Source organism: Bartonella rochalimae ATCC BAA-1498, from assembly GCF_000706645.1.
GTDB classification, from domain to species: Bacteria; Pseudomonadota; Alphaproteobacteria; order Rhizobiales; family Rhizobiaceae; genus Bartonella; species Bartonella rochalimae.
The window spans coordinates 886,775-910,030 of record NZ_KL407337.1 but is presented as its reverse complement, the minus strand read 5'-3'; the positions used below and the strand labels follow the sequence as shown (position 1 = coordinate 910,030).

18 protein-coding genes and 2 pseudogenes are annotated in these 23,256 nt (G+C 36.5%); 5 read left to right on the top strand and 15 right to left on the bottom strand.

Translation table 11 applies throughout. The features are described 5' to 3' along the window. The first annotated feature begins 6 nt into the window (after positions 1-6). A pseudogene (locus O99_RS03870) lies at positions 7-1,068 on the top strand (CobW family GTP-binding protein). 96 nt (positions 1,069-1,164) lie between these two features. On the opposite strand, the gene O99_RS03865 reads toward O99_RS03870, so the two are convergent. The 3 genes from O99_RS03865 to O99_RS03855 form a co-directional block, all read right to left on the bottom strand. Continuing rightward, complete coding sequence (locus O99_RS03865) at positions 1,165-1,914, bottom strand: L,D-transpeptidase family protein (protein ID WP_051668853.1); 750 nt, start codon at positions 1,912-1,914, stop codon at positions 1,165-1,167. 28 nt (positions 1,915-1,942) lie between these two features. After that, entirely contained in the window at positions 1,943-2,899 is a 957-nt protein-coding gene (locus O99_RS03860) for an acetyl-CoA carboxylase carboxyltransferase subunit alpha (protein ID WP_035006447.1), read from the bottom strand. A gap of 92 nt (positions 2,900-2,991) precedes the next feature. Further along, positions 2,992-3,915 (bottom strand): site-specific tyrosine recombinase XerD, encoded by a 924-nt coding sequence (locus O99_RS03855; RefSeq protein ID WP_035006446.1) that lies wholly within the window; start codon positions 3,913-3,915, stop codon positions 2,992-2,994. A gap of 804 nt (positions 3,916-4,719) precedes the next feature. Here O99_RS03855 and O99_RS06765 point away from each other — a divergent pair. Continuing rightward, positions 4,720-4,973, top strand: a pseudogene (locus tag O99_RS06765) (3-dehydroquinate synthase family protein); the annotation flags it as partial. Positions 4,974-5,525: 552 nt separating this feature from the next. Then, complete coding sequence (locus O99_RS03850; RefSeq protein ID WP_035006445.1) at positions 5,526-5,891, top strand: MliC family protein; 366 nt, start codon at positions 5,526-5,528, stop codon at positions 5,889-5,891. Positions 5,892-5,928: 37 nt separating this feature from the next. Here O99_RS03850 and mnhG read toward each other — a convergent pair whose 3' ends face one another. The 7 genes from mnhG to O99_RS03815 all read right to left on the bottom strand — a co-directional run bounded on the left by mnhG (position 5,929) and on the right by O99_RS03815 (position 12,616). Next, positions 5,929-6,297 (bottom strand): monovalent cation/H(+) antiporter subunit G, encoded by a 369-nt coding sequence (gene mnhG, locus O99_RS03845; protein ID WP_035006444.1) that lies wholly within the window; start codon positions 6,295-6,297, stop codon positions 5,929-5,931. After that, positions 6,294-6,575: a K+/H+ antiporter subunit F gene (locus O99_RS03840; protein ID WP_035006443.1), complete on the bottom strand. Its 282-nt coding sequence runs from the start codon at positions 6,573-6,575 to the stop codon at positions 6,294-6,296. Before O99_RS03840 ends, mnhG begins: the two co-directional genes overlap by 4 nt. After that, positions 6,572-7,057 (bottom strand): Na+/H+ antiporter subunit E, encoded by a 486-nt coding sequence (locus tag O99_RS03835; RefSeq protein ID WP_035006442.1) that lies wholly within the window; start codon positions 7,055-7,057, stop codon positions 6,572-6,574. The genes O99_RS03840 and O99_RS03835 overlap by 4 nt, the downstream gene beginning before the upstream one ends. Beyond that, a complete protein-coding gene (locus O99_RS03830) occupies positions 7,057-8,676 on the bottom strand; it encodes a monovalent cation/H+ antiporter subunit D (RefSeq protein ID WP_035006441.1) in 1,620 nt (539 codons plus the stop codon). The genes O99_RS03835 and O99_RS03830 overlap by 1 nt, the downstream gene beginning before the upstream one ends. After that, positions 8,676-9,017 carry a Na+/H+ antiporter subunit C gene (locus O99_RS03825; RefSeq protein WP_035006440.1) on the bottom strand — a complete coding sequence of 114 codons (342 nt, stop codon included), beginning with the start codon at positions 9,015-9,017 and terminating at the stop codon, positions 8,676-8,678. The genes O99_RS03830 and O99_RS03825 overlap by 1 nt, the downstream gene beginning before the upstream one ends. Further along, a complete protein-coding gene (locus O99_RS03820; RefSeq protein WP_035006439.1) occupies positions 9,017-11,938 on the bottom strand; it encodes a monovalent cation/H+ antiporter subunit A in 2,922 nt (973 codons plus the stop codon). Before O99_RS03820 ends, O99_RS03825 begins: the two co-directional genes overlap by 1 nt. Before the next feature lie 189 nt (positions 11,939-12,127). Then, positions 12,128-12,616 carry a BA14K family protein gene (locus O99_RS03815; RefSeq protein WP_035006755.1) on the bottom strand — a complete coding sequence of 163 codons (489 nt, stop codon included), beginning with the start codon at positions 12,614-12,616 and terminating at the stop codon, positions 12,128-12,130. Positions 12,617-12,787: 171 nt separating this feature from the next. On the opposite strand from O99_RS03815, the gene O99_RS03810 reads away from it, so the two are divergent. Further along, positions 12,788-13,885, top strand: coding sequence for a carboxynorspermidine decarboxylase (locus O99_RS03810; protein WP_035006438.1), 1,098 nt, complete (start codon positions 12,788-12,790; stop codon positions 13,883-13,885). A gap of 56 nt (positions 13,886-13,941) precedes the next feature. Beyond that, positions 13,942-15,180: a saccharopine dehydrogenase family protein gene (locus O99_RS03805; protein WP_035006437.1), complete on the top strand. Its 1,239-nt coding sequence runs from the start codon at positions 13,942-13,944 to the stop codon at positions 15,178-15,180. Between the two features lie 133 nt (positions 15,181-15,313). Here O99_RS03805 and lpdA read toward each other — a convergent pair whose 3' ends face one another. The 5 genes from lpdA to sucC form a co-directional block, all read right to left on the bottom strand. Next, positions 15,314-16,720, bottom strand: coding sequence for a dihydrolipoyl dehydrogenase (gene lpdA / locus O99_RS03800; protein WP_035006436.1), 1,407 nt, complete (start codon positions 16,718-16,720; stop codon positions 15,314-15,316). 33 nt (positions 16,721-16,753) lie between these two features. Beyond that, positions 16,754-17,971 carry a 2-oxoglutarate dehydrogenase complex dihydrolipoyllysine-residue succinyltransferase gene (gene odhB, locus O99_RS03795; RefSeq protein ID WP_035006435.1) on the bottom strand — a complete coding sequence of 406 codons (1,218 nt, stop codon included), beginning with the start codon at positions 17,969-17,971 and terminating at the stop codon, positions 16,754-16,756. A gap of 32 nt (positions 17,972-18,003) precedes the next feature. Next, the gene (locus O99_RS03790) at positions 18,004-21,003 is read right to left on the bottom strand and encodes a 2-oxoglutarate dehydrogenase E1 component (protein WP_035006434.1); all 3,000 of its coding nucleotides are present in this window, start codon (positions 21,001-21,003) and stop codon (positions 18,004-18,006) included. A gap of 144 nt (positions 21,004-21,147) precedes the next feature. Next, the gene (gene sucD, locus O99_RS03785; RefSeq protein WP_035006433.1) at positions 21,148-22,050 is read right to left on the bottom strand and encodes a succinate--CoA ligase subunit alpha; all 903 of its coding nucleotides are present in this window, start codon (positions 22,048-22,050) and stop codon (positions 21,148-21,150) included. Between the two features lie 3 nt (positions 22,051-22,053). Next, positions 22,054-23,250 carry an ADP-forming succinate--CoA ligase subunit beta gene (gene sucC / locus O99_RS03780; protein ID WP_035006432.1) on the bottom strand — a complete coding sequence of 399 codons (1,197 nt, stop codon included), beginning with the start codon at positions 23,248-23,250 and terminating at the stop codon, positions 22,054-22,056. Positions 23,251-23,256 lie beyond the last annotated feature (6 nt).

Sequence of the window (23,256 nt, the reverse complement as noted above, 5' to 3'; positions counted from 1 at the left end):
TTTCAAATGCAAACAACACGTATTCCTGTCACTCTCATCACCGGTTTTTTAGGTTCTGGTAAAACAACTTTGCTTAATTATTTGCTTCGAAGATCCTCTCTTAGCTAACAGTGCTGTTATCGTTAACGAATTCGGTGAAATAAACATTGACCATCTTTTTGTTGAAAAAGCAACAGAAGGAATTATTGAATTAACAAACGGCTGTTTATGCTGTAATTTGCGCAGTGATTTAGTCGATACATTAGTTGATTTAATTGATCATACTCAAAAAAAATATCTCAAAAAATTCAATCGCATTATAATTGAAACAACAGGTTTAGCTGATCCTGCTTCTATTTTACAAGTTCTTTTAAACCATCCTATTTTAACTCAAGCATTAGAGATTGATGCTGTTATTACAACATTTGATGTATTAAACTCTCCTCCTATTCTTGAATCTCATCCTGAAATACAAAAACAACTCGCTTTTGCTGACAAAATTATCCTTACAAAAACTGATCTTATTGATCATATAATTCCCCTAGATTTTCTCACCAACAAACTCAAAGCTCTTAATCCCACGGCACAAATCATCATTTCCCATTCTGATCAATGCAACTCACATGAATTAATAAATAAAATAATTCGGAATAAAAAAGAAGGTAACATAGAGCTAAAAAAACGGCTTCCCACTGTTCCACATGATCATTCTCATTATCAAAATTTTCGCGCTTTTTCATTAGATTGTAATGAACCGATTCACTTTGCTACGTTAAAAGTTTTTCTCAACCTCTTAAAAGATCTTTATGGTGAAAAATTACTCCGTATAAAAGCCATTATCGCATTGCACGATATCCACATAGTCCACTTATTCTTCATGGTGTACAAACATTTTTTCATCCACCAATAAGGCTTCCAAAGTGGCCAAAAGGCATTACAAAAACTCGCTTTGTCATCATTACTCATAGTGTTGAAAAAAAGGCAATACAAAAACTCTTTGATGCTTGTTTAAATAAACCAGCACTAGATACTCCAGACAAAACTGCTATTTTAGATAATCCTTTACTCATTCCAGGAGTAAAATTTTAATCTCCTTTGCACAGTAACAAATCAACTGCTCACATACAATTCACGTTATATTATTCTTATAACTGAAAAATTGTATATTCTTAATATAGCTCATCCTTAGAAAGCCATAGCAACTGAATCCTCATCAATAAAATGTTCAAAAACATAACGTTTATCATAAACAGTAATTTTGGGAGGTTTACGATTTGTTTCAAAAAAATCATAGCCTTCTTTGAGCATCATCCAAAATTCATAATGAGGGCTTGTATAATGACGTTGCATATTAGCATCAGTCATACGAAAAGGAAAAGCATGTAACTGAAACTCTTTTTGCCCGCCTTTAAAAGCATCCCGTGCAAAGGCATAGATTTGTGCCATATTCCTGTCATTCATTGAATAGCAGCCTACAGAAGAACAAGCTCCATGAACCATAAGATAGCTCCCTGTACGGCCATGAATCTGATCATAAAGATTAGGAAAACCTATATTAAAAGAAAGATAATATTTCGAATAAGGGTTCATTTGGTTTTCCTGAACGGTATAAAAACCTTCTGGAGCTTGAAAATCGCCTTCTCGATATTTAGGCCCAAGCTGACCTGACCATTTGCAAATGTCATAACTTACAACAAGAACAAATACTCCTGAACGATTTTGTTTCCAAATTTCAGCAATATTATCTTTCTTAAAAAATCGCATCATAATTGGTGCATACTGATCAATATCGTTCATAGCCATTTTATTGAGGATTTCCCGAGGCAATGATTGTTCAATTTTAGCTTTGAAAGAAGTAGGTAACCTCTCCTGACATGCCATTAACATTCCAGTTAGAATAAAAAGCACTGCTGAAAACAATCTCTTTAATTTCATTTAAAAAAGGTCCTTGACAGTAAATATATTAATTCAAAGAACGACCAATCTGAAGATATTTTTCCCAACGCTCTTGTTTAATAATTTCACCATCTTTACCAGCCATAGACTTTAAAGCGTCTGAAATAATATTACCTGTTGCTTCAATTACAATTTCTTTTCCTCTATGTGCTCCTCCCAAAGGCTCAGGAATAATACCATCAATAATCTGTAACTTATAAAGATCTTGAGCAGTAATGCGCATATTCGTCGCAGCATCCTTTGCACGAGTTGAATCGCGCCATAAAATAGAAGCTGCACCTTCTGGTGAAATAACCGAATAAATCGAGTGCTCCAACATATAAACTTTATTAGCTGCCGCAATTGCTATCGCTCCCCCAGAACCTCCTTCTCCAATAATAACGGAAACAACAGGGACCTTTAAGCGTAAAGTTGCAGCTGTTGATTGTGCAATTGCCTCTGCCTGCCCACGTTCTTCAGCACTCACACCAGGATAAGCGCCCGCCGTATCAACAAAAGTCAGTAATGGTAATTGAAAACGATCAGCCAATTCCATAATACGAACAGCTTTGCGATATCCTTCTGGACGTGCAGAACCAAAATTATGGTGCAAGCGGGTTTGGGTATCATGCCCTTTTTCTTGACCTATATAAGCAATTGCTTCACCTCTAAAGCGTGCAAAACCAGCTTGAATAGCTGCATCTTCAGCGAATTTACGATCACCTGCCAAAGGTGTAACATCAGTCAACAATTGCGCTGAATAATCCATAAAATGAGGTCTATCAGGATGACGAGCTACTTGTGTTTTTTGCCATGGCGATAATTTTTTATAGAGATCTCTCAAAGCTGTTTGAGAACGCGTTTCAAGACGTGCAATCTCATCACTCATATTAAGGCTATCCTTTTCCTGAGCGATTTTTTTTAATTCAAGAATTTGCAGATCAAGATCAGCAACTGGTTTTTCAAAATCAAGATAATTATACATTGCATCCAACTTGTTTTGTATAATTTATACACTTATAATTTATTTTATAAAGTATTTTTCAAAAGATCATCTTTTCTTTACCTGACCTTACACTAATCAACAAGCGGATGATGCTCATTAACCAAACGATGCAACCTAGCTTCCAATACATGTGTATAAATTTGAGTTGTAGAAATATCACGGTGACCTAACAAATGTTGAACCGCACGCAAATCAGCACCATTTTGCAACAGGTGGCTTGCAAAAGCATGGCGCAATACATGAGGAGAAAAGTTTTCACTTTGTATCCCTGCTCTTTTAGCGAGATCTTTTAATCCGCGAGCAACAAATTGGCGTGCAATATATCCAGTAGATGAACGAGCAGGAAAAAGGTAAATGCTTGTTGCATCTTTTCTCTGATCACGCACACTCAACCACTGCAACAGAATTTGACGTGCTTTCTCTGATAAAAGTACCACTCGCTCTTTTTCACCCTTCCCGCGAACCAAAATAAATTGCTCTTTTCCTCGCACAGCTTGAACTGGAAGACTAACTAACTCACTGATACGTAATCCCGTCGCATAAAGCATTTCAAGCAACACCTGAAAACGCAAAGCACGGTAATAATTCTGGGTTCCAGACTCTGCTTGCTCTGTCTCCAATTGCGCAAAATCTAATAATTTTGCCATTGCATCTTCACTGATAATTTTCGGCAAAGGACGTCCTTGACGTGGTGAATCAATATCACTAGAAGGGTCATCTTCTCTTAATCCTTCAGCATAAAGAAATTGAAAAAATTGACGTAAAGTTGATAACCGACGCGCTTGTGAAGTTGCTGCGCAACCAGCTTTCTGCATGAGAGATAAAAGATTGATTAAATCTTCTCTTTGCGCCGAAAAAAACGAAATAGAGTGCGAAGATAATTTATTTTGTGCCCATTGTAAATCATGTTGATAAGCTAAAAGTGTACAAACAGAAGCCCCTCGCTCCGCACTCATCATTTCAAGAAAACGATCTATGACAGCATCATTTTTCATGTATTTTCTTTCGAAGATTCCTTTAATAAATCTAAAGGCACATCAACATTTATATCCACGGTCACTGGTTCAACATAAACCACAAGTGCAACCATAATGCTAAAAAAAATAATAATTAAAATGAAAAATATTATTAAAAATCGAGTTAATGTTGGCATGAAAATAAACTATTCCAAAAAAATCTTAATTTTCTATCGTATCTGATAAAGATTAACAGGTCTTGACTTTAAGATAGATAAATATCGAAATAAAATCATAAATAATAATTATTTTAAAATATCCCCACAACATAAATAAAAAATCAACTGTTACTGTATCTTAATTGTTAAACACTCATACTGGCCGGTCTCATGAGTGCAGAAAAATCAATGATTAAAAAACATGTCGTTATTATGTATAATTTACTTTATTTATGATACTGATCAAGAAATCGAAAAAGCAGCACAAACAACAATTTCTGAATTCTTTTAAACTTATGAAAAATAAAGTTTCACACTTTTGAACAAAATATCATTTAAATATCCTTAAAAAATCTCCCTCATTTTAGCAACAAGCAAAGCAGCTTATATACTGAAAACCATACCTCAAATTAAATATAGCACAAAATAGATCTTAATATTCTCATTGAACGTGTTTTAAAGTATCCTGGCTATTGCTTTAAAAAAGACTTAAAAATCACCAAAACTCATAGAATAATGCTACTCTAGCTATGCAAAAGCAAACTTAACGATTAGTAATCATAGCAAACATTAAGAAGCATAAAATATTACACGATCCACACAATGCTAATTGCACAACAAAATATATGAAACTGAAGCACACACATTCCTTAATCTTGGCCACACATTTGGACACATGCTTGAAAGAACAATTACCTACAATTCAAACTGCTTAATCCATGGTGAAAGTGTAGCGATTGAAATAATTTAGCTCACCAATTTTCTACTCAACTGAATTTAATAAGTCCCACACTAACACAACCTATTCAAATACATTTTAAAGCTGTTGGTTTACCTACAAAATTACAGGATATTCCAAAACTTGAAATGTTAATGACTTTAACAGTATAAGATTAAGAAAATAGTCTCACTCTCGCCCTAACATGTAAGCTCAGTTAATCATTCATTGCAAAACATCTTGATCGCATTGAATATCATTTTAAATTTTCTAAAATAAAAATTAATGAAAACGGGCTCATAAATATTTATAATGATTGATTAAACTCAACGTTTTCGCTATAAAATTAAATATGATTGGGTCTGCGTAGCTCAGTAGGATAGAGCACAGGATTCCTAAGAAATTGGGCACTTTCAGAAGAAATTCTAAAAGTGAATCTGCTCAAATTCGGGGAAAACTTCACAGGAATTTGTATGTCAATCCCGAGCCAAGTCTCTTTTTAAATTAAAGAGAAAGGTGTAGAGACTGAACGGGCAGCACCTAAAAAGCATAAGTTTTAAGGTGAAGAGACAGTCCAGACCACAAACAGTTTTGCTGATAAAGCTGGCGGTGAAAATCGAAGTGGTATGAATCCTGGGGTCGTAGGTTCGAATCCTACCGTAGACACCACTATATAAGTTACGATTGTTACTTTGAATCATTAAGGAAACGTTATGAAAAAACTCTACTTAAGTTTATTATCCTTCAATCCGATTACTGCCTTCGCTGGATCTTTGGTAATCAATGTACCAGATGTCCCGGAACCTATGATAAAACAGGTTGTTTATCAATGTGATACTGGAACAAATAAAGAAAAAGTCGAAGCAACTTATCTCAATGCTGATAATATTTCGTTAATCGATTTTAAATGGAAAGGTGAACGCATTGTCGGTGCAAATGTCATCGCTGCGTCAGGATCAAAATACGCAGGAGCCCAGTATATTTGGTGGGAATCTAAAAACGAAGTTACACTTTTTGACCTTATTAATGATCCAGAAGAAAAGAAACCTATTTTTTGTAAAATAGAAGATAAGCAATAATAAGTTTTTATCCATTAGGTTTACATTCGTTTAAATTTCACGATTTCTTCTTTTTATGATTATGAAATAAAAGAGAAAGTGGTTCTTTTAAAAAATCCTTTGATTGATCTCGATGAACTGCTGTTTGTGACAACAACATAGAGGTTATTGGTGTTGTCATAAACAAAAAAATCATCAACAATATCTCATGAATAACAAATACATGATCCACATGTATTGAATAAAAAAAGGAAGCAATAATAATACTGCTTCCTCCCCAACTTGTACTCAATGAAGATGTATGCAAACGTTCATAAAAATTAGAAAAACGTACAAGCCCTATTGTTCCAATGAGAGTAAGACTAGATCCCAGTATTAAAAAAAAGCTAATTATAAGAGCACTCCAAAGTGAAATATCATCTTTCATTCAATAATTTCTCCACGCATTAAAAATTTTGTCAAAGCAATACTCGATATAGGACCTAAAAGACTAATAATGAGAACAGCTTCAAAATAAATAGTTGTTCCTGAACGAATATCAAACGTCAGAAATAAAAGGATAGCAGTCATATAAAGAGCATCCAAACCAACAATGCGATCTTGTGCTCTTGGACCACGAACCAGTCGAAACAATGCTAGAATCATCGCCAAACTTAAAAAAAACTGTGAAAGATAAAGTCCCCAATAAAGAATAACCATACTCATGAAAAAATCTCCAAAAGCAATTGTTCATATCGCTGCTTGATCAACTGTTCATAATCATTTCCATCTATTAAATTTAAGACATGAATTAAAAGTTGATTATTTTTGCTATTATAAGCAACCCAAACAGTACCTGGAGTAACTGCCAAGATACATGCTAAAATAGCTAAGGCAACTTGACTTTCAAGCGCTAGAAAAATAACAACAAAACCAGATTTTTGTTTTTTACGCCTTTTTGTTAAAATAAACCAAGCTACTGAAATATTTGAAGAGATAGAATCTATAAATACCCGGAATAATAATAGAAAAACCGCTTTCCAACTCTTAATGGTGGCTGTTTTCATCTCAATAAGCTGCATCATTAAACTACTGAACAAAGCAATAACAATACCTAAAAGAAATTGGCCTAAATTAAAACCGTTTAAAATCACCCACATTAAAACAATCGCACAACTAAAAAAAGGATATGCAAAGAAGCGATTCATCAATTTTTCTCCATCTTTTTTAGAGAAAAATCAGTTAAAATACTACTGATATAATTTTTAGGAGAGTGTAAAACTTTAGCAGTTTCATACATATAATGGCTAACAGGTCCAGCCATCATTGTTGCAACAAAACACAAAACTAAAAGAGCAGCAATAGGTGTAAATTCGATTACTTGCGCACGTGGAATTTTACCTTCAAGAGAAACCCAAAAAATTCGAATACCGGCTCTTGTCATTGAAATTAAAGTTGCAAAACCGGAAATAATAATAAAAATTACAAAAAGCCAATCCTGTAAAACTGGCATATATGCGGCAGAATTCCCTTCTTTGGGATTTAAAATTGCCATAATCATCATAAATTTTGCAATAAAACCAGATAAAGGAGGTAATCCAATAATTAAAATAGCACAAATAGCAAAACAAGCACCAAGAATTGCCAAAGTTACCGGTAAATAAGTACCTACTTCATCTTCTTCTTCCTCTTCTTCATCATTATACACTTCCGTTGTAACATCTAAAACATCAGTGGTGACGTCCTGATCACGCTCAACTAATTCTACCAAAAGAAAAAAAGCTCCCAAGGCTAAAGTTGAAGAAACAATATAAAAAAGCGCACCCGCTGTTAACAGTATATTTCCAGTCCCAATTGCTGTTAACACTGTTCCAGAAGATACAAGAACACTATAAGCCGCTAAACGACCCAAAACTTGACTAGCCAACACTCCAATAAAACCAAAAGTTAAAGTCGCAAGCCCACCATAAAATAAAATCGTAGAACCAAAATGGGTAAAATATCCACTTTCAGGACCAAACCATAACAATGTTAAACGTAAAATAACATAAATACCCACCTTGCTCAAAATCGCAAAAGAAGCACTCACGGGAGCCGCTGCTGCACAATAAGTTGGTACCAACCAAAAATTAAGTGGCCACAGACCAACTTTAAGCAATAAAGCAACACTTAAAAGGGCTACACCTATTTCAAATAAAACAATATCCGTAGAAGCGATATATCTTATTTTAACCGCCAAATCAGCCATATTAAGCGTGCCCACTATTCCATAAATTAGAGCCGTACCAGTTAAAAACAAAAATGAAGCAAAAAGATTAATCACTATATAATGCATACCAGCACGAACGCGTGATTGACCTGATCCATGTAAAGCAAGCCCATAAGAAGCAGTTAACATAACTTCAAAAAATACAAATAAATTGAATAAGTCACCTGTCAAAAAAGCACCATTAATGCCTACTATCAAAAATTGCATCAATGACTGAAAATGGGGACCTACCTTATACCAATAAGCTTGTGAGAAAATAAACGTAGCAGCAGTCAATACACTTGAAAGTAAAAGCATCAAAGCACTTAAGCGATCAAGAACCAAAATGATAGCGAAAGGAGAGGGCCAATTACCAAGTTGATAAACATCTGAAGCCGGCGCTATTTCAAGAGTACGTAGACACAATAAAATAGAAATAACAATCAATAAACCCGCAGAAGAGAGACTAATAAGTGACTTAAGCTGTGAATTACGTTCATCATAGAAAAGAAGAAGTGCTCCAGTACTTAATGGCAAAAGAATAGGCAAAATAAGTAGATGCTGTAACCAAATTTCCATCACTTTGCCTCATGTCCATCAACATGATCCGAACCTGTTAAGCCACGTGACACCAAGAGAATAACCAGAAATAAAGCTGTCGTTGCAAAACCAATTACAATCGCTGTCAAAACCAAAGATTGCGGAAGAGGGTCAGCATAGTTTTCTGGATTGATCGCACGAGATGGATCAACAATAGGGGCTGCATTGCTACGAGGCCTGCTCATTGAAAAAATAAAAAGATTTATGCCATAAGAAATTAACGACAAACCAAGAATAACCTGAAAAGTTCGTGGACGTAAAAGCAGCCAAATACCGGATCCAACGAGAACACCAATACCTAAAGAAAGAACAACTTCCACTAACTTTCTCCTTTTTTCAAATTAGGTTTTTTACTAATTCGATAAACGCGAATGGATTGATGTGCAATTGCAATTAAAATAAGGATAGTTGCGCCCATCACGAGAGAAAACACCCCTAAATCAAATAAAAAAGCAGATGCAATAGGAATTTTTCCAACCCAAGGAAGATTCATATATTGAAAAAAAGATGTTAAAAAAGGATATTTAAAAAACCAAGAACCTACCCCCCCTGTTGCTACCGATAATAACAAACCGAAACCCATCCAACGCAAAGGCAAAACCCTTAAATGACTTTCCACCCAACGAATATTAGTAGCAAGATATTGTAAAATAAATCCTATTGCCAAAGTAATACCTCCAGCAAATCCACCTCCTGGAAGATTATGGCCACGTATAAATAGATAAATTGCAAAAGTAATAATAAGAGGAAAAAGCCAATGCATAATAACAGAAGGAATAAATAAATAATCTAATAAAGTATCCCTCTCTTGATAATTAATCCGTTCTTTATCAAAAACCGTCTGCATATGATGTTGAAAAGGAGCTATGCTTTCAGGTGCAGGACGAAAACGCCGTAAAAGAGCAAAAACAGTCAGTGCAACAACACCTAAAACCACTATTTCTCCCATTGTATCAAAACCACGGAAATCAACTAACAAAACATTCACAACATTGCGCCCACCAGTATCAAAATAAGCCCGTGTAAGAAAAAAGTCAGAAATTGTCATTCTTTGTGGACGCGTCATTACCGCAAATGATAGCCACGCTACACCTGCACCACTGACAAATGCTATGATAAAATCACGAACACGACGTAAATACACTAAAGATCCAACAGATACAGAGGAAGAAGAATGCAAACGCTTAGGTAACCAACGTAAACCAAGAAGTAACAATACTGTCGTCACCACTTCAACAACCAATTGTGTTACCGCTAAATCAGGAGCAGAAAGCCACAAAAAGGTCGCACAAGTCATTAAACCAGCGCCTCCCAACAGCATTAATGATACAAAACGATGAAACTTGGCCTGCCAAGCAACTAAAAATGCACAAAATCCGCCAATCAACCAAATAACAATAAAAGAAAAATCAAGAGGAAAAAGTGGCAATGGACCTGCTGAAATTAACCCATCACACCACAGTAAAAGACCAACAAATGCAAAACACACGAAAAGGACCCAACATAACTGAAATTGTAAACGACGTGTTGATAAAAAAGATTCTGCTACACATGGCCATTTCCAAAAAATAATCATAAAAATACGCTCAAAAATACGTAATCTTTTTAAAGAACGAAAAAGAGGCACTCCCTCATTACATGATAAAAAATAATGATGCCCTAAAATATAAAGCAATGCACCCCCTGATAAAGCAACAAAACTCATAATTAAGGGAGTATTAAAACCATGCCAAACAGCTAAATTATAAGAAAATGTTGTCGGTCCTAAAACAGCTACTATGGCATTATCTAAAATAGATCCGATTGTTAAATTAGGAAAAATACCCACTGCCAAACAGATAAAAACCAATAATTCTATTGGAAAACGCATAAAACGTGGTGGCTCATGTGGTTTTTTGAGTAAATGAACAGGTTCAGGTCCGAAAAAAACACTGTAAATAAAGCGTATAGAATAGGTTACGCTGAACAAACTGGCTAATGTTGCTATATAAGGTGTAATCCGATTCAACCAAGATTCCATATGGATTTCAACTGTTTCAGCAAAAAACATTTCTTTTGATAAAAAACCATTAAGCAAAGGCACACCAGCCATTGCAGCACTCGCAACTAAGGCAAGAGTTCCTGTAATAGGCATATAACGAAAAAGGCCTGTCAATTTACGCATATCACGCGTACCTGTCTCATGATCAATGATACCAGCTGCCATAAATAATGACGCTTTAAAAGTAGCATGATTAGCCATATGAAAGATCGCGGCAACACAGGCAAGGGAACTGTCAAGACTCAAAAGCGTAGTAATCAAACCAAGATGGCTAAGCGTCGAGTAAGCAAGCAGACCTTTCAAATCTTGCTGAAACATTGAAAAATAAGCACCAAGAAGTAATGTTATTAATCCTGAAATACCAATAAGCCAAAACCAAACGTCTGTTCCAGATAAAACAGGCCACAGTCGAACAAGCAAAAATAAACCTGCTTTTACCATTGTTGCCGAATGTAAATAAGACGATGCAGGTGTTGGAGCAGCCATTGCGTTGGGTAACCAAAAATGAAATGGAAACTGTGCACTTTTTGTTAATGCTCCTAATAAAATACAAATAAGAATCGGAATATAAAGAGAACTGGACCGAATGAGATTTCCAGATTCTAGGACCTTATCCAGATCAAAACTACCAACAATATGGCCAATCAATAAAACTCCGATCAGCAGTGCAAAACCGCCTAAACCAGTAACTGTTAAAGCTATACGCGCACCATCACGCGCACTGGTATTATGGTGCCAATAACCAATCAATAAAAAAGAAAAAATACTAGTAAGTTCCCAAAAAATCACCAAAAATACGAGATTTCCTGATAAAATTATTCCCGTCATTGACCCCATAAAGGCTAGAAAAAAGGAAAAAAATCGTGGAACTGGATCTGCTGGATTCATATAATAACGTGCATAAACAACAACAAGAAACCCTATCCCTGTAATTAAAAGGCAAAAAAGCCATGATAAACCATCTATGCGGAGGGTTAGATTAACCCCCCATTCTGGAAGCCAAGAAAGATCTAAACGTACGACACCGTTTCTACAAACCGCTGGATACAGCATAATTGTCAAAAGAAGGCTAAAAAGTGCAATAGCTCCAGCAAACCAAGCTTCATTATTTCTAGCAGTTGAACGAAAAAAACCAATGATAAAACTACCACTAAAAGGAAGCAAAACAAGCAATATTAACATTGCTTCCCGTGTTGTCATTAGCTGAACTCCATTTTATTTTTAATATTCTATCATTGGCAAAATAAAAAATGTAAAATCATTCTTCCTTTCACACTTATAACAATAGATTTAAATAAAACTTAAAAATGTAAAGAATTCTCACAAAATGATCACTTCATACACAAAATCTACATAAAATATTTCAAAGTTTTTTACCTCTTATATCCTTTACCCTTTGAAAAAACTGGAAAAACATTGCTTACGAGGTCCATGGAAAGGTTGATAACTATTATCACTTTGAGTATAAGAACGATAATGAGCTTTACAATACGCAATATGTTGCTTCATATTCCATAGCTTCTTTTCCTCTAGAACAAAAGAAGTCGTCGATTTGTCGTTTTGGGCTGGTATAATCTTTCGAGGCATATTTTTCACATCTGAAGATGTATACGCAACAAATGCTTTTTCAGGATACCACCAACCGTCATTATATTTACGATAACCATGCCGATAATGACGATAACCTTTAAAACCATTCAGTTCCTTACGCCCAGTAACTTTCAAAAAAGCTGAATCATTTCGAACAGAAAGCTGATCAACTGCTTTTGCCTTAACACCACTCTTATGCACCATATTAGAAATATTGGTTGTTATAATAAAAATACTGGCAATCGTTACAATAGACAAAATGGAATATAAGTTTTTAATAATGAACATAACATACATCTCAAAACAATTGAATAAAAACCAAATTACAGAAAGTCTTCTTACTGCCACCAAATGAAAATAGATTTTCTCACTGCTATTTTTTCCTTGAGACATTCTGTTGCTATATGTACTAAACGCTAATATGAACAATAAGATCCTTCAAACGAGAACGAATAGCCAATGATTGGGACTCCTTATTATCTTATCGATAAATCTAAACTCATAAAAAATATGAAGACTATTGCTCACTTACGAGCAATATCAAGAGTAAAAGTTTTACTTGCTTTAAAATGTTTTGCGACATGGAGTCTCTTTGATGTTATGTCCCAGTATATGGATGGCACCACATCATCATCCCTTTATGAACTCCGCTTAGGAAAAGAAAAATTTGGAAAAGAAACCCATGCTTATTCAGTTGCATGGGCCGATGATGAAATTGACGAAGCCTGTGGTTATGCAGATAAAATCATTTTTAACTCAATTCAACAATTGAAACGCTTTGCTAACACAACAAAAACAATTCAACGAGGCTTAAGATTAAACCCAGGCATCAGTGCATCAAATTTTGATCTTGCAAATCCCTCCCGTCCTTTTAGCCGTTTAGGAGAAACGAATCAGGATGCTATTAAAGAAGTCTTACCTCTCATTAACGGTTTAATGATCCATAACAATTGCGAAAATAGTGATTTTAATCTTTTTAATCAAATGCTTAACCACATTGAAGAAAAATTTAAAGAACTCTTTGTTGCAATTGATTGGATCAGTCTCGGTGGAGGAATTCACTTTACCGCTGAAAATTATCCTTTAGAAGATTTAGCAAAACGCTTAAAACATTTTTCTCAAACCTATGGTGTAACTGTTTTTCTGGAACCAGGAGAAGCCGCCATTACCAAAAGTACTACCTTAGAAGTTAGCGTTCTTGACACATTATATAATAAAAAAAATCTTGCCATTGTTGACAGTTCAATTGAAGCGCATATGCTTGATCTTTTAATCTACCGTGAAAATGCCAAATTAGAACCAAATCATGGTCCTTATGAGATTATGGTTTGCGGCAAATCTTGTCTTGCTGGAGATATTTTTGGAACATTTCAATTTCCTGAACCCCTGAAGATAGGTGACAAATTATCCTTTCAAGACGCTGCAGGATACACAATGGTTAAAAAAAATTGGTTTAATGGCGTTGCAATGCCGGCTATTGTCATTAAAGAATGTAATGGGACCTTAACACTTCAACGTCAATTTAGCTATAATGATTATAAAAATAGCCTTTCATAACAAACACAACAAATAAAAATCATCATGCGGCAGTATTAAAAGGAGATGAACCCACAATGAAAAAAAACGTTCTTATTATTGGTGCTGGCGGTGTTGCACAAGTTGTTGCTCATAAATGTGCCCAAAACAATGATCTTCTCGGTGAAATTCATATCGCTTCACGAACACAAAAAAAATGTGACGCAATCATTGCTTCCATTCAAGAAAAAAAAGCCACAAAAGTAGAAGACATTATCAAAAGTCATACACTCAACGCAATGGATGTTGAAGAAACTATCAAACTTATTCAAAAGACAAAATGCGAAATCGTTATCAATGTTGGCTCCTCTTTTCTTAATATGTCTGTTCTTTCAGCTTGTATTGAAACAAAATGCGCTTATATCGATACAGCGATTCATGAAGATCCTTTAAAAATTTGTGAAACACCCCCTTGGTATGGCAATTATGAATGGCCCAGACGTCAAGAATGCGAAAAAGCAGGTATCACTGCTATTTTAGGCGCAGGTTTTGATCCTGGTGTTGTAAATGCTTATGCAGCATTAGCACGCGATAGCTATTTCGATACAATTACCGATATTGATATTATTGATATCAATGCCGGAAACCATGGACGTTGGTTTGCTACAAATTTTGACCCAGAAATTAACTTTCGGGAATTTACAGGACAAGTATGGTCATGGCAAAATAAAAAATGGACTTCTAATCAAATGTTTGAAATCCGTCATGAATGGGATTTACCCGTTGTTGGAAAACAAACGGCTTATATGACAGGACACGACGAAATCCATTCATTATCTAAAAATCTTGATGTTCCCAATATTCGTTTTTGGATGGGTTTCAGCGAACGTTATATTACTGTCTTTACCGTTCTTAAAAATCTTGGACTCTTATCCGAACAACCTATCAAAACAGCAGAAGGTCAAGAGGTTGTTCCTTTAAAAGTTGTGAAAGCTGTTTTACCTGATCCTGCCTCTTTAGCACCAAATTATACAGGAAAAACTTGTATTGGAGACCTTGTTAAAGGCACAAAAAATGGAAATCCAAGAGAAGTATTCATCTATAATATAGCTGATCACAAACAAGCTTTTAATGAAACTGGTGCACAAGGAATTTCTTATACAGCTGGAGTTCCTGCAGCAGCAACAGCTATGCTTATCGCTACCGGTGAATGGGATGTTAAAACTATGGTGAATATAGAAGAACTACCGCCACATCCTTTTCTAAAATATCTTGATCATATGGGACTGCCAACTTATGTAAGAGAACAACAAGACGATAAGAAATTACAATTTTAATTTATTTACGGAATGAAAATACAATAAAACCGCCTTTAAAAAAGCGGTTTTATCAAAACATAAAGATATTAAGGGAAAAAACTCTCCCATTCTGCTTTCAAAAAGAACTATGGAATCTTGTTAGAAAGTAACTTTAGGTATGAAGAGGTTTAGAAAATGTCGCTAAAGCTGCTTCTCGCACAGCTTCCGATAAAGTAGGATGTGCATGACAACAACGCCCTAAATCCTCTGATGAACCACCAAATTCCATCAGAACTGCAATTTCATGGATCATTTCACCTGCACCAAATCCAAGAATATGCCCACCCAAAACTTGATCTGTCTTTTTATCAGCAAGAATTTTAACAAATCCATCATTCTTTTGCATTGCACGTGCACGCCCATTTGCCATAAAAGGAAATTTTCCAATGTTATAACTAATACCTGCTGCTTTAAGCTCTTCTTCTGTTTTACCTACACTAGCGATTTCTGGTTGTGTGTAAACAACACTGGGAATAACATCAAAATTAACATGGCCTTTTTGACCAGCTAAAATTTCAGCCACGGCAACACCTTCTTCTTCAGCTTTATGGGCCAACATTGGACCTTTAACAACATCACCAATCGCATAAATTCCTGGAACATTAGTTTGCCACTGTGCATCTATCTTAATAAAACCGCGTTCATCCATCTGAACACCTGCTTCAGCCAAACCCAGCCCCTCTGTATAAGGAGAGCGTCCTGTAGCAATCAAAACAACATCAGCTTCTAAAGTCTCTTCAGCACCACCTCGAACAGCTTCAAAATTTACCTTAGCAACTGAATTAGATTGAGTCACAGCTGTTACCTTCGCACCAAGCTTATATTCAATCCCTTGTTTTTCCATTAACTTCTGAAATTGTCGTGAAACTTCACCGTCCATCGATCCTAAAACTTTATCAAGAAACTCTACAATAGTAACTTTAGCACCCAAACGACTCCACACGGAACCAAGCTCTGAGCCAATAACACCCGCACCAATAACTACCATGCGTGCAGGAACTTTTTCAAGTGCAAGTGCTCCTGTCGAAGACACAATCACTTTTTCATCGATTTCCACATTCACACCTGGAATACCTGATACATCTGAACCTGTAGCAATAATAATATTCTTTGTTTCAATCTTGTGTTGATTGCCATCTTTGGTAAGAACTTCAATCTGACCTGCACTTAAAATTTTTGCAGTGCCATGAAAAGTATCAATTTTATTTTTTTTCATCAAAAAAGAAATGCCACTTGTATTAGCTGTTACAACAGCCTTTTTATGCGCCATCATCTTATCAAGATCAAGCTTAGCCTGAGAAATAGAAATACCTAGCGTTTCAAAACCATGTTGCGCTTCAGCAAATAATTCCGAAGCATGTAACAATGCTTTAGAAGGTATACAGCCAATATTAAGACACGTACCACCTAATGTTGCACGTTTTTCGATAATCGCAGTTTTGAGACCCAATTGAGTAGCTTTTATTGATGCCACATAACCACCTGGACCAGCTCCAATTACAACAACATCATAAGACATCTGTCTCCCCTTTCATCCTCAAAAACTGTGTTTTTATAAATCAAGAACAAGACGTTCCGGATCTTCCAAACTTTCTTTAACACGCACAAGGAAAGTAACAGCTTCTTGCCCATCTACAATACGGTGATCATAAGAAAGCGCTAAGTACATCATTGGACGAATGACAATTTGTCCTCCGACCACCATTGCACGTTCTTTAATTGCATGCATTCCCAAAATACCAGATTGTGGTGCATTCAAAATCGGTGTTGACATTAATGACCCATAAACGCCGCCATTAGTAATAGTGAATGTTCCACCCAACATATCCGCGACCGCCAATTTTCCATCGCGAGCAAGGCGCCCTAAACGACCAATTTCTTTTTCAATTTCTGCAATTGACATTTGATCTGCATTGCGAACAACCGGAACCACAAGTCCTTTATCCGTTCCAACAGCAATCCCAGCATTAACATAGTTTTTATAAACAATATCTGTTCCATCAATTTCCGCATTAACAGCAGGAAGTTCTTTTAATGCATGACAAACAGCTTTGGTAAAAAAGCCCATAAAGCCAAGCTTAACACCATGCTTTTTTTCAAAAAGATCTTTGTAACGTTTACGCAAATCCATAACAGTAGACATATCAACTTCATTAAATGTGGTTAACATTGCTGCTGTATTTTGCGCATCTTTAAGACGGCGTGCAATTGTCTGACGCAACTTTGTCATACGAACACGCTCTTCGTGCACTGTATCCACAAATATAGCAGAAGAAACAGAAGCTGATGTTTTTGTCCCCTGCGCTAAAACATTAAGAACATCTCCCTTGAGAATCTGTCCACGCTTTCCAGAACCTGAAAGATCACTTTTCTCTATGTTATTTTCAGCCATTAATTTTGCTGCTGAAGGAGCAGGAGGCATCGTTCCTCCTAAAGAGGAAGTCGATACAGACGCTGCCATAGGAGAAGATGTCGGTGTAGATATCACAGAAGGTGATGCAGGTGGTGCGGATGATACAGAAACACCATCAGCTCCTGCTTCAACCATTCCTAAAAGAGCATTCACTTCAACTGTATCACCTTCTTTTGCAATGATTTCAGATAACTTTCCAGCAACAGGAGAAGGAACTTCAACAGTTACCTTATCAGTTTCTAACTCGACCAAAGGCTCATCCATAGCTACGGCTTCACCAATTTTTTTAAACCATTTGCCAATTGTTGCCTCAGTAACTGATTCGCCCAAAGTAGGAACACGGATTTCAGTAGCCATAATATTTTTCCATACGTCAGAGTAGTAATAAATTAAGAACCTAACGCGTCTTCAAGAAACGCGGCAAGCTGTTCAAGATGTTTCGACATTAAGCCAGTCGCAGGCGATGCACTTGCAGAACGCCCAGCATAACGTGCACGCGAATAACGTGCACGAATATGAGTCAGAACCCATTCTAAATAAGGCTCAATAAATGACCAAGCTCCCATATTTTTGGGTTCTTCTTGACACCAAACAATTTCTGCCTTTAGAAAGCGCGACAATACGTCCACCAGAGCCTTTGCCGGGAAAGGATAAAGCTGTTCAACACGTAACAAATAAACATTATCAATTCCCCTCTTTTCACGTTCTTCATAAAGGTCATAATAAACTTTACCTGTACAAAGAACAACACGGCGAATCTTGCTGTCTTTTTGTAATTTAATCACAGAACTTTTAAGGCATTCTGCATCATCAAGTAACAAGCGATGAAAATTTGTTCCAGGCCCCATTTCACTTAAAAAAGAAACCGCTCGTTTATGACGCAGAAGTGATTTTGGTGTCATCAAAATCAATGGTTTACGAAAATCACGTCTAATTTGGCGACGCAAAATATGAAAATAATTTGCAGGAGTTGTACAATTTGCAACCTGCATATTATCCTCTGCACACAATTGCAGAAAACGCTCTAAACGGGCTGAAGAATGCTCTGGCCCTTGTCCTTCAAAACCATGAGGTAATAAACACACAAGACCAGACATACGAAGCCATTTACGCTCAGCGGATGAAATAAACTGATCGAAAATAACCTGAGCACCATTAGAAAAGTCACCAAATTGTGCTTCCCAAAGTGTTAAACCACGTGGCTCAGCAAGTGAATATCCATATTCAAAACCAAGAACAGCTTCTTCAGAAAGCATAGAATTTACAACCTCATAAATAGCTTGTCCCTGTTGTAAATTATTTAAAGGAATATAACGGGCTTCATTTTCTTGATCATAAAGAACTGCATGACGTTGCGAAAAAGTTCCACGTTCAACATCTTCACCAGAAAGGCGAACCGGTGATCCTTCTAAACACAAAGAACCAAAAGCTAAAGCTTCAGCTGTTGCCCAATCAATACCCTCACCAGATTCAAACATTTGGACACGATTATTTAAAAAACGCTGAATCGTTTTATGTATATGAAAATCTGATGGAACTTCGACAAGTTTTCGTCCAATCTCCTTTAAGGTTTTTAATTCAACACCTGTCATTCCATAGCGCTGTTCATCACTACTACTAGCAGCTTTAATACCTGTCCAACTTCCATCAAGCCAATCAGCCTTATCAGGTTTATAAGAAGCACTCGCTTCAAATTCACTTTCAAGCTTATCGCGCCACATTTGTTTCTTTTGTTCAACTTCTTGAGGATCAATGACTCCTTCAGCTATTAGTTGATTACTATAAAGTTGAACTGTCGTTTTATGATTACGAATCGCTTTATACATAAGGGGCTGTGTAAAGGAAGGTTCATCACCTTCATTGTGTCCGTAACGGCGATAACAAAACATATCGATGACCACCGGTTTATGGAAGATTTGACGGAATTCCGTTGCTACTTTTGCTACAAAAACAACAGCTTCTGGATCGTCTCCATTTACATGAAAAATTGGTGCATCGATCATTTTCGCAACATCTGATGGATAAGGTGACGAACGTGAAAAGCGTGGATTAGTTGTGAATCCAATTTGATTATTGATAATCACATGAATCGAACCAGCAACACGGTAACCCCTCAAATCTGAAAGACCAAACGTTTCCTGAATAACACCTTGCCCTGAAAAAGCTGCATCACCGTGAATAAGAAGCGGCAAAACTTTTGAGCGTTCACTTAACGGTACAACCTCCGTGCGATTATAACCAATAAGTTGATCTTGCTTAGCACGTGCCTTTCCAATCACAACTGGATCAACAATCTCAAGATGAGATGGATTAGGCAAAAGTGATAAATGAACTTTTTTACCATCAAATTCACGATCAGCAGAAGTCCCCAAATGATATTTTACATCACCTGATCCCTCAACATCATCAGGTTTATAAGAACCACCTTTAAACTCATGAAAAATAGCTCGATGCGGTTTTTCAAGAACTTGAGAAAGAACATTTAAACGACCCCGGTGAGCCATCCCAAAAACTATTTCTTGTACCCCCAAAGCACCACTGCGCTTAATAATCTGCTCAAGAGCTGGAATAAGCGCTTCACTCCCATCAAGACCAAAACGTTTTGTGCCCTTATATTTTACATCCAAAAACTGCTCAAAACCTTCAGCTTCTATAAGCTTATTAAGAATAGCTTTTTTACCCTTTTGTGTGAAGGCAATTTGTTTATCTGGCCCCTCAATACGTTCCTGAATCCAAGCTTTTTGAGCAGGATCTGAAATATGCATATATTCTACACCAATCGTCGAACAATACGTACGATTAAGAATTTCAAGCATCTGCGGGATGGTTGCGTACTCTAATCCCAAAACATTATCAATAAAAATCGGACGTTCGTAATCAGCAGGACTAAAACCATAAGCTTCTGGTGATAACTCTTTATAGTCTTCCCGATTTCCAGCCAGTTTAAGTGGATCAAGTTGTGCATGAAGATGCCCCCGAGCTCGGAAAGCACGAATCATCATAAGCGCGTGAACAGAATCACGTGTTGCTTGAATAATATATTCTTCGCGAGACATTTTTCCATTTTGTACAGGATTAACAGCTGCTTTCTCTTTTAATTTATCTCCAAAATGCTTCTCAAGTGCAGACCAATCACTATCTAAAGCAGAAACTAGCTCTCCACTTTCTTTTAATGGCCAATGATCCCGTTGCCATGTCGCTCCTTCAGCATTCTTGAGCACATCTTCTTTACTCTCTTGAAAAGTTTCAAAAAAATCACACCATTGTCGATCAACATTGGTAGGATTCTTTTTATATTCGGCATAAAGTTGATCTATATAATCGGCATTTCCACCATATAAAAATGATGTTTGTGTAAAAAGATCATTCTTCTCATCCTGCCTTGCCATATACTTTTCCGGAACACTCGTTCCGTCTCCTTAATGTACCCGCTTTTCTTTTTAAAATAAGAATCGGAAAATTGTAAAAAAGTTTTTATTTTTATATCCATATTTTATCTGAATGGATGACATCCACTCAGATAAATTCTTCTTTTAACCCTTCAACACTTCAACTAAAGTCTTGCCTATTTGTGATGGTGAAGGAGAAACTCGAATTCCAGCTGCTTCCATTGCCGCAATTTTATCTTCTGCCCCACCTTTACCACCAGAAATCACTGCACCAGCATGTCCCATTGTCCGTCCCGGAGGAGCTGTACGACCAGCAATAAAACCAACCATTGGTTTTTTACGACCTTTTTTTGCTTCATCCTTTAGAAACTGTGCTGCTTCTTCTTCAGCAGAACCACCAATTTCACCAATCATAACAATAGATTCGGTTTCATTATCAGCTAAAAACATTTCCAACACATCAATAAATTCAGTCCCCTTAACGGGATCTCCCCCAATACCAATAGCTGTTGTCTGCCCAAGTCCTTCATGACTCGTTTGAAAAACCGCTTCATACGTTAGAGTTCCCGATCTTGACACAACTCCAACAGAACCTTTTCTGAAAATAGAACCTGGCATAATACCAATTTTACATTCATCAGGAGTGAGAATACCCGGACAATTAGGACCAGTTAAACGCGACTTTGATTGCTCTAATTTAGCCTTAACCTTGACCATATCCATAACCGGTATACCTTCTGTAATACAGACAATTAAACCGATTTCAGCTTCAATAGCTTCTATAATAGCATCAGCAGCCCCCGCAGGAGGAACATAAATAACAGAAGCATCAGCTCCAGTCTTTTCTTTACCTTCCACAACACTGGCAAAAATAGGAAGAGTTTCACCCTTTGATCCCTTCCATGTTTCTCCGCCTTTTTTGGGATTAATACCGCCAACCATTTGCGTACCATGGTAAGCAAGTGCTTGTTCTGTATGAAATGTCCCCGTTTTCCCCGTAAGCCCTTGAACAAGAACTTTTGTATCCTTATTAATAAGAATTGACATGGTTTAAGCTCCCTTCACTGCTGCAACAATTTTTTGAGCAGCATCATCTAAGTCATCAGCAGAAATAACATTTAAACCACTTTCACTGATAATTGCCTTACCCTGTTCAACATTAGTACCTTCAAGACGAACAACTAAAGGAACTTTTAAACCAACTTCCTTAACAGCAGCAATCACACCTTCAGCGATAACATCGCAACGCATAATCCCACCAAAAATATTGACTAAAATGCCTTTGACATTCGGATCAGCTGTAATAATTTTAAAAGCAGCAGTTACTTTTTCTTTTGAAGCACCACCACCAACATCAAGAAAATTTGCTGGTTCAGCCCCATAGAGTTTGATGATATCCATTGTTGCCATAGCAAGACCAGCGCCATTCACCATACAACCAATCGTCCCATCAAGAGCAACATAAGCAAGATCATGCTTTGATGCTTCAATTTCTTTTGAATCTTCTTCTGAAAGATCGCGTAATTCCAAAATATCTGGATGACGATATAACGCATTATTATCGAAAGAAACTTTTGCATCAAGAACACGTAAACGGCCATTATCCATTACAATCAGCGGATTGATTTCAAGAAGGCTCATATCTTTTTCACAAAAAGCCTTATAGAGTATTGGAAACAACCTTTCACCATCTTCACGTGCACTATCGCATAATTTTAACGAGTCACAAAGTTTCGTGCAATCAGAAGGAGTAACGCCTTTTGTAGGATCAATAGGAAGAGTAAATATTTTTTCCGGTGTCTCCTCAGCAACCATTTCAATGTCCATTCCTCCTTCCGTCGACACAACGAAAGAAACTTGACCAATTGTACGATCAACTAAAAGTGAAAGATACAGCTCCCGCTCAATATCAGCTCCATCTTCAATATAAAGACGATTAACCTGTTTACCTTCCGGACCCGTTTGCTTAGTTATCAAAGTTTTACCAAGCATTTCTTTTACATTCGTAATAACTTCTTCAACTGATTTTGCAAGTCGAACACCACCTTTTGAATCAGAGCTAAGTTCTTTAAACTTCCCTTTTCCACGTCCTCCAGCATGAATTTGACTTTTAACCACATAAAGCGGTCCTGGTAATTTTTTCACCCATTTTTCAGCTTGTTCTACAGAATAAATAGCAACACCATTCGCTATTGGCGCACCATATTCATGAAGCAGACGTTTGGCCTGATATTCATGGATATTCATATATTT

Bases quoted from the DNA above. Each gene is read 5' to 3' on its own strand.
- O99_RS03865 (WP_051668853.1), bottom strand. From the start codon at position 1,914: ATGAAATTAAAGAGATTGTTTTCAGCAGTGCTTTTTATTCTAACTGGA.
- O99_RS03860 (WP_035006447.1), bottom strand. From the start codon at position 2,899: ATGTATAATTATCTTGATTTTGAAAAACCAGTTGCTGATCTTGATCTG.
- O99_RS03855 (WP_035006446.1), bottom strand. From the start codon at position 3,915: ATGAAAAATGATGCTGTCATAGATCGTTTTCTTGAAATGATGAGTGCG.
- O99_RS03850 (WP_035006445.1), top strand. From the start codon at position 5,526: ATGAAAAAACTCTACTTAAGTTTATTATCCTTCAATCCGATTACTGCC.
- mnhG (WP_035006444.1), bottom strand. From the start codon at position 6,297: ATGAAAGATGATATTTCACTTTGGAGTGCTCTTATAATTAGCTTTTTT.
- O99_RS03840 (WP_035006443.1), bottom strand. From the start codon at position 6,575: ATGAGTATGGTTATTCTTTATTGGGGACTTTATCTTTCACAGTTTTTT.
- O99_RS03835 (WP_035006442.1), bottom strand. From the start codon at position 7,057: ATGAATCGCTTCTTTGCATATCCTTTTTTTAGTTGTGCGATTGTTTTA.
- O99_RS03830 (WP_035006441.1), bottom strand. From the start codon at position 8,676: ATGGAAATTTGGTTACAGCATCTACTTATTTTGCCTATTCTTTTGCCA.
- O99_RS03820 (WP_035006439.1), bottom strand. From the start codon at position 11,938: ATGACAACACGGGAAGCAATGTTAATATTGCTTGTTTTGCTTCCTTTT.
- O99_RS03815 (WP_035006755.1), bottom strand. From the start codon at position 12,616: ATGTTCATTATTAAAAACTTATATTCCATTTTGTCTATTGTAACGATT.
- O99_RS03810 (WP_035006438.1), top strand. From the start codon at position 12,788: ATGATTGGGACTCCTTATTATCTTATCGATAAATCTAAACTCATAAAA.
- O99_RS03805 (WP_035006437.1), top strand. From the start codon at position 13,942: ATGAAAAAAAACGTTCTTATTATTGGTGCTGGCGGTGTTGCACAAGTT.
- lpdA (WP_035006436.1), bottom strand. From the start codon at position 16,720: ATGTCTTATGATGTTGTTGTAATTGGAGCTGGTCCAGGTGGTTATGTG.
- odhB (WP_035006435.1), bottom strand. From the start codon at position 17,971: ATGGCTACTGAAATCCGTGTTCCTACTTTGGGCGAATCAGTTACTGAG.
- O99_RS03790 (WP_035006434.1), bottom strand. From the start codon at position 21,003: ATGGCAAGGCAGGATGAGAAGAATGATCTTTTTACACAAACATCATTT.
- sucD (WP_035006433.1), bottom strand. From the start codon at position 22,050: ATGTCAATTCTTATTAATAAGGATACAAAAGTTCTTGTTCAAGGGCTT.
- sucC (WP_035006432.1), bottom strand. From the start codon at position 23,250: ATGAATATCCATGAATATCAGGCCAAACGTCTGCTTCATGAATATGGT.